Source organism: Neptunomonas sp. (genome assembly GCF_016744175.1).
Classification (GTDB): Bacteria; Pseudomonadota; Gammaproteobacteria; order Pseudomonadales; family Balneatricaceae; genus Neptunomonas.
The window spans coordinates 15,552-31,605 of the sequence record NZ_JADGEV010000012.1; the positions used below are offsets into that span (position 1 = coordinate 15,552).

The 16,054-nt window shown below is 44.5% G+C and carries 12 protein-coding genes; all 12 read right to left on the reverse strand.

From position 1 onward, the window contains the following. Position 1 precedes the first annotated feature (1 nt). A complete protein-coding gene (gene tssC / locus QZZ55_RS07480) occupies positions 2 to 1,432 on the reverse strand; it encodes a type VI secretion system contractile sheath large subunit (RefSeq protein WP_293266698.1) in 1,431 nt (476 codons plus the stop codon). Between the two features lie 104 nt (positions 1,433 to 1,536). Then, complete coding sequence (tssC, locus tag QZZ55_RS07485) at positions 1,537 to 3,027, reverse strand: type VI secretion system contractile sheath large subunit (RefSeq protein ID WP_293266699.1); 1,491 nt, start codon at positions 3,025 to 3,027, stop codon at positions 1,537 to 1,539. 10 nt (positions 3,028 to 3,037) lie between these two features. Further along, on the reverse strand, positions 3,038 to 3,550 hold the full coding sequence (tssB, locus tag QZZ55_RS07490; protein ID WP_293266700.1) for a type VI secretion system contractile sheath small subunit: 513 nt from the start codon (positions 3,548 to 3,550) through the stop codon (positions 3,038 to 3,040). Positions 3,551 to 3,592: 42 nt separating this feature from the next. Beyond that, a complete protein-coding gene (gene tssA / locus QZZ55_RS07495; protein ID WP_293266701.1) occupies positions 3,593 to 4,714 on the reverse strand; it encodes a type VI secretion system protein TssA in 1,122 nt (373 codons plus the stop codon). 36 nt (positions 4,715 to 4,750) lie between these two features. After that, a complete protein-coding gene (locus QZZ55_RS07500) occupies positions 4,751 to 6,112 on the reverse strand; it encodes a hypothetical protein (protein ID WP_293266702.1) in 1,362 nt (453 codons plus the stop codon). A 3-nt stretch (positions 6,113 to 6,115) separates the two neighbouring features. Beyond that, a complete protein-coding gene (locus QZZ55_RS07505; RefSeq protein ID WP_293266703.1) occupies positions 6,116 to 6,850 on the reverse strand; it encodes a protein phosphatase 2C domain-containing protein in 735 nt (244 codons plus the stop codon). Positions 6,851 to 6,870: 20 nt separating this feature from the next. Beyond that, complete coding sequence (gene tagF / locus QZZ55_RS07510) at positions 6,871 to 7,518, reverse strand: type VI secretion system-associated protein TagF (protein WP_293266704.1); 648 nt, start codon at positions 7,516 to 7,518, stop codon at positions 6,871 to 6,873. Further along, positions 7,518 to 11,051, reverse strand: a complete 3,534-nt coding sequence (tssM, locus tag QZZ55_RS07515) for a type VI secretion system membrane subunit TssM (protein WP_293266705.1) — start codon at positions 11,049 to 11,051, stop codon at positions 7,518 to 7,520. The genes tagF and tssM overlap by 1 nt, the downstream gene beginning before the upstream one ends. Continuing rightward, the gene (gene icmH / locus QZZ55_RS07520; RefSeq protein ID WP_293266706.1) at positions 11,051 to 12,373 is read right to left on the reverse strand and encodes a type IVB secretion system protein IcmH/DotU; all 1,323 of its coding nucleotides are present in this window, start codon (positions 12,371 to 12,373) and stop codon (positions 11,051 to 11,053) included. Before icmH ends, tssM begins: the two co-directional genes overlap by 1 nt. 28 nt (positions 12,374 to 12,401) lie before the next feature. Next, positions 12,402 to 13,727, reverse strand: a complete 1,326-nt coding sequence (tssK, locus tag QZZ55_RS07525; RefSeq protein ID WP_293266707.1) for a type VI secretion system baseplate subunit TssK — start codon at positions 13,725 to 13,727, stop codon at positions 12,402 to 12,404. Between the two features lie 6 nt (positions 13,728 to 13,733). Then, a complete protein-coding gene (gene tssJ, locus QZZ55_RS07530) occupies positions 13,734 to 14,240 on the reverse strand; it encodes a type VI secretion system lipoprotein TssJ (RefSeq protein ID WP_293266708.1) in 507 nt (168 codons plus the stop codon). Then, a complete protein-coding gene (tagH, locus tag QZZ55_RS07535) occupies positions 14,237 to 15,874 on the reverse strand; it encodes a type VI secretion system-associated FHA domain protein TagH (RefSeq protein WP_293266709.1) in 1,638 nt (545 codons plus the stop codon). The genes tssJ and tagH overlap by 4 nt, the downstream gene beginning before the upstream one ends. Positions 15,875 to 16,054: the final 180 nt, after the last annotated feature.

A 16,054-nucleotide genomic window follows, 5' to 3' on the forward strand; every position in this document is an offset into this window, starting at 1 on the left:
ACTATCCTGTAATGCGGTTTGGAACGACTTCAGCACTAAACTGAATCGACGTCTCTATAGACTCTAATTGAAAGTGTGGCTTTAGATGCGCCACACATGTATATGAACCACTAGTGCCTGCTTTCTCACGGACACTTACACGTGCTTCGCGTAATGGGTATTGCGAAAGCAGCACATCACTAGCTTCATCAGTTGACATGACATAGTTCAAAATCCAGCTTTGCAAAAAGCTCCGACACTCTTCAGTGGTTGTAAAAGCACCGACCTGATCACGCACGATAACTTTCATATAATGCGCAAAGCGGGATGTGCACATTACATACTGGAGCATCGCTGAGTAACGGGCATTAATTTGGGCCTGTGGGGTACTGTAAAGTAACGGGCTTTGAATCGACGATGCACTGTAAAACATCCCTTTCGCCGTATTGACTGAATAACACACAGGTATAAAACCTGCATCAGACAAGGAGCGTTCAAGGGTATCAGGGATCATAACCTCAGCAGCCACAAGTGCCTGGCCATCTATATCCGACTGGTGCTCAGATAAGCCGGGGACTCCACCGCCTCCAAAATAACGCTTGCCGGTAATTTCGGCCAACCACCCTGTATGCGAAAAGCAACGTGCTAACACGGCTCCCAACGCAAAAATAGCACCGACTTTAAGATAGTCAGTGCGAGCCTTTATGGACTCACGGTAGATAAAACCATCATGCCGGAAACGGTCATGACGATATGGCTTACGCAGAAAGAGGTAAGGCAGTGTGAGGCCAATAAAGCGTGCATCTTCTGTCTGGCGAAGCGCCTTCCACTTAATGAAGCTTTCCTGTTGATAAGTGCGATCCAAGTCTAAATTAGAGTGCATTGCAGAAAAGTCTTCCAGATCCAATAAAGAAGGATCTGCATTAAATAAGAAGGGAGCAAAGCTAGCCGCAGCAACAGAGGACAAACCTGACAATACCCGTATATCATCCACGCCAGAGTTTTTTGGCGACAAGCTTATTGGGTAATTACAGAGCATCACCCCAAAAGGTTCTCCCCCCGCCATACCAAACTCGCGGCTGTATACTTTATGGAATATTTCGCTGTGGTCAATTTCGATGGCTCGTGTAATATCACGCTCCAACTCGACCCATGTGACATCTAATAGTTTGATTTTTACTTGCTGAGTAAAAGCAACTTGTTGTAACAGGTACTGACACCCCATCCATGCGGATTCAAGCGCCTGAAACTGGTCATGATGCAGAACAGCATCCAGCTGAATACTAATAAGCCGATCGATTCTTGCGATTTCTCGATTGAGTAAACTGATAACGCTCAGACGCAGGCAGTCGCCCTTGAATGCAGAGGCACCAAAGTAATCGACTACATCATTTATCCATAAGGATTTTTCAAGATCAGCAGCTTCTACTGAGTCACTAGTACTGGCGTGCATTCGGATTAACAACCTTCCCTGCGAATCACTCAAATCTTACGGGCATCATGCCGTAAAACGCGAAAAAGGATCGGCAAGACTGCCGACCCTATTAAAGCAGCGCTTTACTTACCGAGCTGAGGAATTCGAGCTACCATACGCATAGATGCGGTTAGCTCTTCCAACTGTAGCCATGGGCGCATCCACGCCACCACGTTATATGAACCTGGGCTACCCGGTACTTCTGTTACTTTTACTTTACCCGCACGCAACGGGTATTTAGCTTTCATTTCCTGGCCTGAATCTGGGTTGTCATTCACATAGTTCAACAACCAACGATTCAACCATTGTTCTACGTCTTCTGCTTCCATGAATGAACCAATTTTATCCCGGCCCATTACTTTCAAGAAATGCGTAAAACGTGACGTTGCCATAATATAAGGAAGGCGTGCTGAAATTGCCGCATTCGCGGTTGCTTCAGGCGTGCCGTACTTGGCAGGTTTCTGTGTAGATTGCCCACCAAAAAACACAGCATAATCTGTATTTTTATAATGACACAATGGCAAGAATCCCATTTTTGAAAGCTCAGCTTCACGACGGTCTGTGATGCCAATTTCTGTAGGACATTTCAGGTCTAGATCGCCATCTTCACTGGTAAACACATGTGTCGGCAAATTTTCTACTCGGCCGCCACCTTCAGCACCACGAATAGACGTACACCAACCGGTGCTTGCATACGACTCAGTTAAACGTACACCCATGACATAAGCAGCATTCATCCAGCAATACTTTTCATGATCTGCCGCTCGAGCAATACCGTCTTCATCAATGGGGGCTTCTTCATAGCCAAAGTCATCAACAGGATTTGTCTGTGAGCCATAAGGAAGACGCGCCAAAGCACGGGGCATGGTCAAACTAACAAAGCGTGAGTCGTCAGATTCACGGTAGCTACGCCATTTTGAATATTCTTTTGAATCAAAGATTTTTTCAAGATCTTTAGGACGAGATAAATCAGTCCAGCTTTCTAAACCAAACAGTTCAGGAGCAGAAGCGGCGATGAACGGGCAAAAAGCTGCTGCCGAAACACTGGACATCTTGCTGAGAAGATCAACATCATCATTGTGTTTGGTGAACTCATAGTCACCAACGATAGCACCAAATGGCTCTCCACCCGGGGTACCGAACTCTTCTTCGTATAACTTCTTGAACATTTCGCTCTGATCAAAATCAACAGCACGGGCAAGATCTTTATATAGATCCTTCTTGCTCAAGTTCAAGACTTTTAGCTTTAACGAAGAACTAGTCGCACTGTTATCAACCAGGTGCTTCATTCCCCGCCATGATCCTTCCAGCTTAAGGAACTCATCAGAATGCATGACTAGAGACAACTGTTCAGACAGTTTTGCATCTAGCATCGCGATGGCTTGGTTAATCGTTTTAGCTATATTGCGGTCCCAAACAACAGTCCCGTCCATAGCTTCATCAATCAGCGTTTTGAGCAGATCTTTTGCTACATTTGTTTCTGTTTGTTTCGTTGCACTAATTACCTGATCAAGCAAACCACCCGTCTCTTCTAATACGGTCGTGGCGCCTTGCATAGTAGTCGTATCTGTCATCCTTGTCACCTTATTCGGTTTCGCCAGCCTTTAATTCTTTAGACAGCTTTGCCATTTCATCAGTGCTTTGTAATACATTCTCAAGCAATGTCTCAAGCTCTTCGGAACGGTCCGCTTTTGTTAATAGATCACGCAGTTTATTACGCGTTTCCATTAGATTACGCAGCGGCTCGATTTGATCAACCACACGCCCTGGTTCGAAGTCGTCCATAGATCCAAACTTCAACTCAACAGGCAGTGAGGTATAATTATCCTGAAGCAAGTTATCCACTTTAAATCGAAGGCCTGGCGCCATTTTGGCCATGACTTCGTTTAAGTTATCGCTTTCAACTTGAATGAACTTTCTGTCTTTGAGGCTCTTTAGTTCGTTAGCTGGGTTATTACCGGTGAAATCACCCATAATTCCCATAACGAAGGGCAGCTCTTTATGAACAACAGCACCTTCCGTTTCAACATCGTACGTTATATGTACACGTGGCTTTCTAACTCGCGCGAGCTTCTTATGAATGCTTTCTGTACCCATAAGTATTCCCCCTTTATTTCCCTATTAAATGCATACAACACTCTATTGAGTGTCTTTGGATAATCCTATTAGCCGGAAGAATTGATTACGGATGACATCATCGTCGAGTAGTTCATCCATAAGCTCTGCTAACTCCATTCTTCCCCAACGCTCCACTCGCTCCATTTGATACGACAAAGGCGAGTGTGGCTCAGTGTCTCTAAAAAAAACACTCAGCTTTGAAACCATCATCAGCGCTTCCTCACGAGAGGAGGGATAGTACGCTTCAGGACTGAATTGCAGCACCGCTTGTGGCGTAGTTTTTCCTGAATCAACACTTTCACTTTCTATCAGTGGTTCAGGAACTTCTTCAACAGGCGCTACATCTTCATCTAAAATAGAAGCATCTACTTTGGCTAGCGCACATAGCGCATCCCAAGCCATTGTAAGTACATTCTTTATTGCCGATGTCGGCGGTGAGTCATGGCCACATTGCTCAATTAAAAACTCATCCATCAATGCAAATTGCGCTATGCACTGATCTATAGCTTTAGCCATTATACTCACTTGCTGCGGGTCAACACCGTACAACAACTGCTGCCATTGTTCCAGCGTTTTGCTACCTTCATCAATTTTTCGCTGACGCTTTTGCTCGTCCACTATTTGGGTAAGTTCACAGCTTTTTAGGTAGTCCCAACCGGATATTGTTTCATCAGAGCTATCCGTCATTACCGTGGCCATACGAATAGGCATCACGAGCGTACCTTCGCCATTTTCTCCATTTAACCCGGTAAGAGGATAAAGAGTGGAACTAATACCCTCTTCATCAGGTAGCGGATAAACCTGCCCCCAATATTGGCGTAAGCAACTATTGATCAATGTAAAGACATCAGCTAATCCAACGAAACCATCTACCCGAATGGATGCTTCAGCCAACCAAGCCAACACCTCAGTATCTTTCGATTGATTCTCAAGAATAACTACACATTGCTCCTGTACCGCGCCCCACTCAGAACGCAATGCGTATATATCATCATTTGCCATCGCTTTACGTTCGCGAGAACGAATTGAATTTCGTAAATCACGTAGCTGATGAAAGCCATCGGAAAACTCCGAGTGATTCCGGATATCCACCCCCGCCGGGGATTCATCACTGATTGGCGTTAATGCGTGTGTATAAGCCATAAAATGCCTTACCCTATTCCATTAAATTCAACGCGATTATTCAATATTACTTAACTTGTCCAACAGCTTCTGGCAACGCGCTCTATAAATACCCGCCTGCCCATGCGCAGGGTCAGTCGCTAGTACTTGATTGAACGCAGCAATCGCCAAATCTAACTTTTGCTCTTGGTAATATTGGAGCCCTTTTGCATATGGTTGCGCTATTAAACTATCTGTCAGCGACAAGAAAGCGGCTTCGGCACTTGCCGTGCGGTTTTCTAACTTCCCAAGCAAATGATAAGCACGATTTTTCTGACCGGAGTGATACAGGTCCATCGCCTTCTGTTCTTTCACGCTGGCAAGAGCGACAACAGGGAGAGCAACGTCTTTGGCTTCGCTAGCCATACTCGCTTCGGTGTCTACTTTTAGCTCTTCGGATCTCTGCTCATCACTTTCAGGGGTTTCAAGCAAAGCCTTTGTTTCTTCTCGATTTTTATTCTCACTTGTTAATATGTGAGTAGCTGCTGTATCTGCCTTAACATCCGCAACTTTCGTAACTTTCGTAACTTTCGTAACTACTGGTGTAATTTCAGTAATCTCTATATTAACAGGGGAAGCCGTTTCTTCAGTTTCAACCGTCAGTACTGGCATCATTTCGACAGGGCGGACAGCAGGTGCATCAATAGGCTTGAGCCACTCTTGTTCTATCACTTTTTCTAGTGCTAGTTCAGGTTCTATTTCAGGCGCGATATCTAGCTGAACTGCATCCGCAACTACAGATTCAACTACAGGCTTTGGTTTAACAACACGCTTATTTACCGACTTAACAATGGCTTTAGGTTTCTGTATTACTCGTTTAGCTTTCACTGGAGGCGGCAAAAGTATGCTCATGCCTTCATGTATAGATATATTCGCCATGTTGTTGATACGCATGATGAATGGGTAATAGTCGGAACGGCCGTAAACCTTGCGAGACAGTGCCTTAAGCGTATCCTGCTTTTTAACTGCGTAGTGAGATGAAGCCGAACCCATCAGGAAATTCTTCGCAATTGCATATTCATACGGACTAGCTACAACTTGCTCAATCAAACGCTCCGCAACAACATCCCCTGGCTTTAAATACAAAGCCCGGCTCAAATTTAGGCGAGCCTCTTCAAAATCTGCTCTCTCTTGCATCGCTTTTTCTGCACGACGAATATAGACAGCCACATTCCCTTTGGACGTTTCATCAAGGTAGCGTATGCCTACCTGATCTAAGCCCATATACGCTGGAAAGGCGCTAATGAACTGGCTCTCATCAGAGATAACACCGACTCGGCTTAAACCACCCGTTACACGATGATCCACATTTTGCTGTAAAGCACACCCTTGAATTAAGACCATCACTGAAATTAAACCGGTATAAATTATACGTTTCATCAATTACACCTTGTCCACTATTAAAGCGCTAACATTGTCATTAGCTTGGCGAGCTAACGCCATGTTGATCAGGTTAGCCACTGCCCTCTGCTTGTCTTCGCTGTAGTAAATAGTTTTACCCAAATCTAACTGGTCTATCATGTTGGATAAGCCATCACTACATAACAAAAACACATCTCCGGGCTCCACTTGAAGCCTAACGGTATCTAGTTCAAGTTCCTTTCCGACACCCAGCGCACGTGTCAGCATGTGGCTTGCTGGATGGCTCGCTTCACTAGACAAGTCATCAATCAGCCCACGACTCACCAGCTCTTCGAACTGAGTATGGTCACGAGTAATTAGTTCAAACGCTGTATCTCGCATTCGGTAGAGACGAGAATCACCCGACCATGTTACTGCGCCTGTATCACCACGGATAAATAAGACAACAACTGTCGTACCTATCAGCTCTTCTCCATAGAAGCTCTCTGACATCTCACGTAATGACCGGTTTGCCTCATGTAAAAGCTGGTGCGCCTCAACAACCAACTCATCTAACGTGCGGATCTCTTTTTGCTGCAGACTCTCTAAACTCTGCGTCACCAAATGGCTGGCAATACCACCCTCTTTATGACCGCCCATTCCGTCAGCAACACACCACACACCGATAGGGTCTATGCCTATAAAGCTATCTTGGTTTTCGTCTCGGACAGCACCAACATCCGTTTGGCCATAGCCGTTCCAGTTAATCTCAGACATAGGTTACTTACTACTCCAACTCATTGACCTGTCAGCAGGAACTGATAGTCCGCTACTGTCGGTAAGTCACTGAAACTACAAAGAGGCGATGAAAAACCGTTCAACTCCATTGCCGACCACCACAAGGTGACATCTCCCATGTTGCTCAGAGGTTTCTCCAGCAACTCTTCGATATGAATCACATTTTTTTGGGTTTCTTTTGGCAACAATAAAGACTCACCTAAATCAAACGCTGAGGTTTTCGCCTCTAACAGATCAATTACCTGATTCAGTGATAGTCGCTCTTGCAAGGCTTGAATCCCAACCCCTTCTAGCAGACTAAATAAAGGGTTTGCTTCGCGATATAACCACTCTGTTTTCATACCCTGAGCATCAATTTCAAACACCAAAAACATAGGAAAATAACGCCCAACAGCATCCACACTTGGGATCATGACACCGATAATTGATTTTTTCCGCTGTTCCGTTTCAGGTAAATAAAATCGCCATACTGGCGATATCAGATAAGCAGTTAGCCAGCTAGTTTCACCCATATTTTCTTTTGAGTGGAAAACAACTTGTTGCGTCCAGTCATAGAGCTCAGAGGTCAATTCTGGATCGACACAATGGCTAACAAAATCAGCATGCGAGGGTAGTTTGCCATAAACACTAATAACTAAGCCCGCCATCAGTTGCACCTCACCTGGCTCAGCTCAGCCATCTGGAATGGGTTATATACACTACCTGCTCGTAACTCTAACGAGACGGTGAATTCATTTTTGAGCGTAAACGTTAGCTTATATCGTTCACGATCAATGCGTTTGATTTTCGCTTTATCGAATAACCGAAACAGCGCCCAATCACCCTGCTCTGTAATCGACTCTTGACCGGAGCTAGTCACTATCACCAACCGCGCTAAACCGCGGTCTGAATTACGATCCAAATCTGGCCAACGAAACCGTTTTCCACCTTGAGGCCCGTGGGCATAAGTCATCTGCTGGCCATTAACAAAGAGACTCATGCGCAGAATAGATTTATCCATGTTAGTAGGCCGTAATTCAAAGCTAATAGATGGGTCAGAAGAGCCCGTACGGTAAAATGTATCGCGAATCATACGTCCTATTTCTAACTGGCGAAGAACCGCTTCAGAAAAGCCAAGGCTCACTCCATTGTTTTTATTCCAGCGCCATGGTCGATGTGAAGTATCAACAAAATCTACGACCACATTTTGAAAATAATTTTCTACAATACCGCCAGGGCCAAAGTAAGCGGAGACATCATCAAGGGTTGCTTCGCTACGGCTTTTCTTATTGAACGGGTAACGCTTTGTAATCATGTTATTACAATGTATCGCTACGTCATTTTCCCACTGACGACCCATGTATTTTTTAGCATCGAAAGCGGTTTGTAATTTTGCGCGATCTGAGATCTTATCCAACAGTGTTGATAAAGGCTTCGATTGGCGCGCAGCCGCAACATCAAGTTCACGCAACACGGCCGCAGAGCCCATAGGATCTGCAGCGCCTTCAAATGCCACTTTCCCCTTATTGCTAGCGCCCTCAATAGCACTCATATAAATATAAAGCTCATCGAGCATTTTTATCGTTTCTTCAATGGGGGCAGCACGATCTTCACTTGCTTGAGTTTGCTCATTTAAGGCAGCAAAGTACTCAATAACAACATTGGTCTCCCCCAGTAATGGAGGGTCGATATTCTCAGGTTCTGACTCACCAAAAATATCAGTAATCGCATCGCCCTCTATCTCACCCAACAGCGAAAATGCATCGGCTGATGTATGCACACGAATTGAACTTAGCAATGGAATAATCGGGGAGTCCGCCCGTGATAGCTCTTTAAGAATGGCTAATGTTTTACGCGGATTGTTCATAGCAGCAAAGTCGAGTGCCTCTATGTAATTACGCCACGTGTTCAGATAATCATCCAGATAGAGTGACTCCACTTGCTCTTGCAGCGCCTCTCCATTAAGCCCAACAGACTCTAAGCCATACTCTTTACCCATCACCCATTCATCCGTGAGGTATCGCTTTATCATGCCGTCACGCTGTGTAAGGAAGTAGTGCTGGTAACCTTGCTTAGTGTAGAAACCGTTAATTTCGCTAGTAATGGGCTCGCCATTTTTGAACTGAAATAGGTACGCCGCCTCACTTCCGATTGCATCAACCATGCGATACGGCTCCAAAGAGCGCTTTACTATCCCTTCCTGCTTTAAGCGAAAATAGAAACGACGCGCTGGCGGTAGTGTACTTAACAGCGTTCGCACACTAGATACGAGTTCAGCATTGGGTTTTAAAGGCGTCTCCTTTGGTAAGTACTCCAACAATGCATCGAGGTGAGTTTGTAGGTTTTCATATTGAGCTTTGCGGATATTACGAGGTAGCACGCGCTTCCAGTCCGCTAATACCCACCCCTTAACCGCAGGAATATCCAGATGCGAAGGATCACTTAACATGAGGTAAACACGCAAAGTATCGTAAAGGTATTCTGCATTATTACGCTTCTCATAGAGTGCAGTTTCAACCTGTACTAACAAGCGAGGCAAGAATGTCTGATAAAGCAAACGACCATACGCATCTGTTGCTTCTTGGCCTAATTTATCACCTTGATACAAGCCAAAGTGTAGCCAGTGCGATTCATCTTCTTGAGCTTCTGCATAGCCTGTTGGCAAAGCTCGTAAGGTATTAAGCGATTCAACAGGCACTAATATATCTTGCTCATAGCGACTCATATCACTAATGATACCGTCTGCTTCAAGCGTTTTAGCTTCTACATTGGCAATAAGAGCACGGTTCTCTTGGAAGCCATATAGCCAAAATCCAGAGATGACAACGGCTGCTGAAAATACCAACCCATATGCTGCTGTATGGAGTATAAATAGTCGCCGGGCATGCTTAATATTTATGCCCGCCAAGCCTGATTCGCGAAAGATAACTTTCGTAAACAAGTTATGTAAAAAGTACCCTTTGCCTTTAGATATACGTTTAGCGCTACCATCTGTACGCAACCCAAAACGTGAACCCAGAGCATTAACCACTCGATCCAGAGTTGTGCCGTCTTGCGTGCCGCTGTTGAAATACACCCCACGCAATAATGGCTGTGTTTCAAAACGTGTCGGTTTGAATATTTCTTGCAAGAACGTAGCTATTGGGTCTTGAAGCAAACCAAGTGTGCGAGGAAAAACGTATATTAAATCACGTCTCGCAATATCGGATTCCATCTGCAAGCGATCCGCTTCTCTTGACTGAATCCTCTCCTGTAGAGTACGAAACTCCATCAGAAAATGCTGAACAGCATCCTGCTCTTCGTTGTCATCATTGTAGGGATAGGTAAACCCCCACACTTGCTCACGCTCTTCTCGTCCAAGGTCATCAAAATACTCGGTAAAGCCTGGTAACATATCGAACTTAGTGATCGACACATACACAGGGAAACGAATCTGGAAGGTATTTTGGAACTCTTGAATACGCTGCTTTATAAATTTGGCATGAGTGATCAGGTCAGATTCTTGCATTTTAAGCAAGCTATCCACAGGGAAGGTTATAATCAGACCATTAATAGGCTTTCGGCTTCGGAGTTTTTTCAGCAGGCCTAAAAAGCCTTTCCATTCAACCTCATCCAACTCACTTTGGTTATTTTGGGTGGTGTAACGGCCAGCCGTATCCAGCAACACCGCTTCATCGGTGAACCACCAGTCACAATTTCGCGTCCCACCCACTCCTTTAACTGATGCACCAACAGAGTCCATCAACGGGAAATGCAGATCAGAGTTTAATAATGCGGTTGTTTTGCCTGAACCCGAGGGCCCTATGATCACATACCAAGGCAGCACATAAAGATAACTCCCTTTACCGCCTTCTTTCGTTTGTACTTTCTTTAATAACCCTAAAGCTTCATCAAACTTATGACTCAACTCTTCTACTTCACGTTTACCCACTTCTTCTTTCGGTGCAGACTCAGTGCTCGTCATTTCAGTGGCTAGCTGTTCGTTCTTTTTACGCGCCATTAAATAGCCACGTAACTTATAGATCAGAGCCATCCCAAACATGCTGCCAATCATCAGGCCTCGCGTCATCGCCGAACCAAACGGATCAGAACCTCCCATCGTGATCGCTGGCAATACAAACCAGATAAGTGCCCCAATGGTAATAAGCGCAACAAAACCTAGTAGATTTTTTAGCTTCCCAGCTATTGATGATAAGCGCATCACTTATCCCCTCCATTGGTGCGCCAAATAACATTAGATAACAAAACAATTTCTACACGGCGATTTTTGGCACGCGACTCAGCAGTCAAATTATCAGCTACAGGCTGTGTATCAGCCTTACCTTCAGATTCATAGCGAGCAAACTCTTTTGAAGCATTGGCCAGCAATTGCATTACTTCTTCTGCACGCGCTAGCGACAAATGCCAATTCGATGGGTATTTTAATGTTTTGATTGGCTGGCTATCTGAGTGCCCTTCTATCAACACTTTGCCTTCTACTTCATACAGCGCCAGCGAGACACGACGCAACAGCGGTTCATAATCAGAATTAATATTGCTTTTTCCTGACAAAAATAATCGATCACCTTGAATGATGATACTGACCTTTCCGTCTCGCTCCTCTACTGATAAAAGGCCTTCATCAATTTCAGTTTGAAGAAAAATCCGTAACTTTTGCAAAGCAGATTGGTTGACAAGCTTAGGTCGGTCAAACGAGGTAGTAACACCTTGTCCCAAGGCGGCTAATGACTGATAAGAAGGGTTTGATAAATGATTAAGCTGGAAGAGTAAGAAAAAGAACAGCACTGCCAGCAACCCAGCTAAAACAGATGCAAATACCCATAGAGGTATAAAACGGCGCAGCTTACGATTGGCAACCGTCACACCTTGCCAGTGAGGTGACAACATGCGTGCGGGCTCTCCCCGCTGACTACGAATTAAACGATAAAGACGCGCACGCTCTTCAGCCAAACGACCTACGCGATCGGCCTCAACGGCATAACGCCCCTCAAACCCTAATGTTAAACAAACATACATCAGCTCTAGAAGATCAATATTAGTCGCGGGATCTTTTTCTAGGTTTACCAACATGACAAAAAAGTTTTCGCCACCCCATGTTTCTTTATGGAAATGGCTAAGTAAGCTTCGCGTCTGCCAGTCACTCTGACCACCCCACGGTGTATTAAGTACTACCTCATCAAGTACGGTACAAAGAATGTAACGGCCTATCATGACAGTTCGAGAATCAATTCCAGACTTTCGCGCCACTGTTTCAAATTGCTCAATTTCCTCGACCATTTGCTGGCGCAATAAAGCGGCACTGGGGTTGGAATGAGATTTTTTAATCGTGGGGATCAGTGACAATAACTTAAACGCTGCGTTCTCTAGGCGATTAAACCCGGAACTAACAAACTTATCAGCGTCGTCGAATAGCGTAGTCCAGCTACCGGTATCCGTTACATTTTGTGTTGGTGCGGAATCAGCCGTTGATGGCCGCCCACCAGGGGTTGGAATGATAACCGTACGGTCACCTTTAAAGTCCATTTACTGTACATCCATACTAAAAAATTAACTACTTGATGGCCCACAACTCGAGCGCCACGCCAGGAAACTGATTACCTATATGCAAAGCAAGCCCTTTTGAGGTGCGGATTACGCTCCACAATTGAGCCTGTGTATCCAATTCAAAATAAACAGCTCCAGAATAATAAGGGACTTGTCGAGGAGCCACAGGCAAGGGATCAATCCGCACGCCGGGCAACTGGTGATTAACCAGATTATTGATTTGCTCCAGCGGCCCTACTTTCGCCTGTACTGGGAACAAGCGCCGTAGCTCCTCACGAGGCATATCCGCTTTAACGGATAACACAAAGTGTGTTGAGCTCATTTCAGATTCAGGAATAACACCTACTCGTATACCAAAACCTTTTTCTATCAGGTCGATGCAAACTGCGCTTTGATCCAACATCGCACTCAGCGCGGGCTGTAATAAAGAAAAGAGTGTGCCAAAGGTTTCTTCCAACCGAGAGTGTTGGTAACTAGGCATTTCTGCAATTTTCTTATCGGGATGCGTCAACGTTGCTAACTCACCGGCAAACTGAATTAAGGTTTCATAAACAGATTGAGGGTGAAGCTGGTCAGATACTAGGTAATGAGCTAATACCGGTTCATAGCGATTTAATAGCTGCAATAATAAGAAATCTGCTATTTCAGCTGAGCCCGCTCCAGCAATCGCCTTAATGCGTTCTGCTAACGCATCTCTACGCATATGGGTTAGCCCATGCACTTCTCGTAAAATACGGGCCAACGCTTCTGATGACATGTAATTTAACGTGGGCGGCACAAAGCTGTCATCTAAGATGATAGCGTTGTTTTTGATCATTTTTACGCGTGCGACAGGGATAGCGGCATATTGGTGATGAAAATCACTTTCACTCAGTAAAACAAGCTTTTTACTAACCACTTCGACATCCGCCAAACTACGGCTACCTGCAACGATATCAGGCACTTCTACGTTATCAATGCGAAATCGGGCATTAGCATCCGCTATCGCCGTTCTATCTATATCCTTAGCGCCCGCTCTCCATAACGGCAAACCTAGATAGATTAACTCGCCTTCATTCTCGACGTTCAACGCTATCGGCTCAGGCACATCATCTTCGTTAGGTAAATTTATTGGAGTACCATCAGGTAATACGCCTCTACATTTACGAACAATCACATTTCCTAAACGCAAAGCGGAATCATCAAACTCGAATTCCGTAATACCCCAGCCATAGCTAACTAATTGCTTATTCAGGGCACTCATCATTCCTTCAATATAACGGTCTTGCTGCTGAAAATGCTGAGGGCGAATAAACATCCCCTCAAGCCATGCGACTTTCTTATGCCAACTCATAATTATCTACTCTTGATCAGTCAATAAAACACGACTGTTCAACGCCAGAGCATGTAGAGACATTACTTTTTGCGATGAGATCATGCGTTTAAAAAAGCCACGAGAGTCACGAACTTGGACTACATCCTTCCAAGTAGCGTTATCAATATCTTGATACGCGGCAACTACTGCAATGAATTTTGTTTCTGGCTTCAGTTCCGTTATAAATTTTTCAATTTGGCTAGGGCTAATAATAAAGGAGCGGCTTTCCTGTAAAGTAGTCTTGAGTGGCTCATCGTTATATAACGTAAAAAAATCTGCCTGCTCGAACTCAGATAAACTACTTAGCTGATATATACGCATCTCAATAGGGGAAGGGTCACTCTCTTTATCAAAGTTCACATCATGAGCTGCTTCAATGAGCATATCTAATCTTATGGCTTCACTATCATCTTCAGAGAAGGGCATGATAGATGAACAGCCAAGCAGCAGAGATAATACAACACCCCATACAAGCAATTTAACCCTGCTCATTGCTCTAAGCTCCGAAGCTGTTGTTCGTAAGCTTTGGCAAACTCTGCTGAAAAAAGATCCTGAAATTGATCTTCCATCATGGCACAAATATCCTCATAAAAATCGAAGTACTCCAGCCAATAATCAACTTTCTGCCTTCCCAGGATGCCTTTTTGATGCCGAGGGCGGCGGTTAAATTTTTGCTGCAACGCCTCTGGTTCAAACCGTTCAAGAAGGTGTACAAAGGCTGCCTGAATACCTGACATCATTGCCAGTTGATGAGCTTGTATATCCTTAAAGCTCTCATCTACCGCTTTAGGTGCCGGCATGTAAGCAGCGGAATCAGCCAACATCATGATTTTAAGAGCTTCAACACCCGATGGAGAAAACTTTAGAGGATTGTTATCTACTGGGCGGATCATCGTCTGCTGCAAGCGAAACTCACTTTTTACCAAGCTACGCGTAGCCAATGTTTCAACGACACCTTGCGAGTAGTTTTTAATCATCGAGCCCAATTCACGCGCTAGCTCTGATTTATCCTTACCTTCGAGTAATGCTACCGGTATACCCGCGGCTTCTAATAGTTCATCGAAATAAACATCACGCCCACTGTCTGCAACAGGTGCTACCGCTTCAGAATTTACAAACACGCTATTAGTTGCATCTGCCTGATTGGGTGGATCTTCTGCCCTAAATTCATCTTGCCCTTCCACCAGCGAGGTAATATTCACAACCCGATTTGCATCAATACCAACATCAGATACATCTTCTATAGGTTTCAATGCCGGGGCTACTTGTTCATCTAGTAACGCTGATAACTCAACCGATTTATCAACGACAACTTCACAAATAGTTTCATCCAGAGGCGTATCGTTAGCAGGTAGCGGCTCTTCGGTATCAATAGAAGCAAGTTCAACTTTATCAGCAAGGCTATCAACATCAGATGCCATCTCTTTATTTAACAACTCTAACCAGTTGTCAGGAATTTCTGCTGAATCTATTTCTTGTTTATCCGTAAAAGAAGCGCGAGGTTTTTCAGTCAAAGAAACAGAATCAGGAACGGGCTCAGTAATGTGTGGCGCTGTAGGAGGACGAAATACTTCTCGCTCAGGAGAAACAGGGTGAAGCAACTCACTCACTGAAGGTGTATCAGAAAGCATACCCTCTTGAGGGCCATCCAGCAGATCTTCTATTGTTTCACTGACGGCTACTTGCTCACTCGGCTCGACAACATGCTGTAATATTTCTGAAAACTCAGGCTTCTCTAGCTGCTCTTGTGATAAAACGAGTAAGGACTCAATATCCTTGTCGGCTGAATAACCATCATCAACTAAGGACTCCAAAGAAACCTTAAGTTGGTACCCGCCTATTTTAAGAGAGTCTGAATTTTTGAGGATTATTGTGCGCCCACGACCTATAGGGTCATCTTCGCCATTAACATAAACACCGTTAGTGCTGATGTCCGTTAAATGATATTCACTATTTTTTTTATGGATAACACAGTGTTTGCTGGAGATATGGAGTTTAGGATCAGGTAACACCCAAGAGTTATCAACACTACGGCCTATTGAAAAGATGTCTACATCCACATCAATGTGTCTGACATCACCCAATAAATGGTGCTGTCCACTCGTAACCATGAGCCTTAAGTCCATTTGAACTACTTCCTGTATCAATAAAACATCCGTTAGCCAAACATCAATGGAAAATAATAAACTCTCCAACAAGTACGTAAGTACTCATGATTCAGCTGCGCATTTTTTGGCAAGCATTTTCGCATAACCCCAGCCTAATGCCTACTCAATAGCAGAAAATTAAAATATCCTAATTGAATC